Here is a 747-nt window from a genome sequence, read left to right on the forward strand (position 1 = left end):
CCGGATGCACCCGATACTATCCACCGTGTTCCTGGCAAACCGACTGACGGATTTGACTAGTACTATATCGATTTTCCCGGCCATACAGTCCTCAATCATCCGGTTGAATTCTGTCCTGTGTCTTGTGTTGGTGCCGCTGATTCCCTCGTCGGCGTAGATGCCCGCAAACCTCCAACTTGGGGTTTGCAGGATTTTATCGGTATAATAATCTACCTGGGCTTGATAGCTTGATAGTTGTTCCTCCTGATCTGTGCTGACCCTGCAGTAGGCGCATGCCCGCAATTCTTTTTTCTTAATGTTTTCCGCCGGTTCATGGGGCGGTAAGATTGGTTTTACAGTTATTTTCCGTGGTTTCATGAAGCCCTACCATCCTGATGCTTATCTCTCACTTCCATGGCCTGCTCCATTTGAAGACCGGATTTAAAGGTGATGATAAGCTTCTCCTTGGAAAGGACCTTGACACTTTGTATCAGACGCCTGACCAAATCGTTATCGAATTCGGTCATGGCACAGTTCATATCACCGAGGAATTTTTTCATTTCGTTGACCCTGTGGCGAGATGTATCGTAGAGGGCCAGTTGCTCCGTATACTCATTTTTCTCGTTGAGTATTTGCTTGCGCTCTGCAGCGATTTTTTCATAGGCCTTATCAAAGTCAAAGTCTATATTGTTGATTCCGCTTTTTGCATTTTCCCCGACCAAGGCCAGCATCTCTTCTTTCAGTTCTTCCAGTCGTTTGTCCATCGCC

The 747-nt window shown here is 46.7% G+C and carries 1 protein-coding gene and 1 pseudogene; both read right to left on the reverse strand.

Features of this window, described 5'->3' with window-relative positions; translation table 11 throughout:
- A partial coding sequence (locus DSOL_RS26180; RefSeq protein WP_139314643.1) for a recombinase family protein occupies window positions 1-357 on the reverse strand: 357 nt, incomplete at its 3' end.
- A pseudogene (locus DSOL_RS28320) lies at window positions 354-747 on the reverse strand (recombinase family protein); the annotation flags it as partial. The pseudogene DSOL_RS28320 and the gene DSOL_RS26180, both read right to left, overlap by 4 nt.

It is taken from the genome of Desulfosporosinus metallidurans (assembly GCF_001936615.1).
Lineage (GTDB): Bacteria > Bacillota > Desulfitobacteriia > Desulfitobacteriales > Desulfitobacteriaceae > Desulfosporosinus > Desulfosporosinus metallidurans.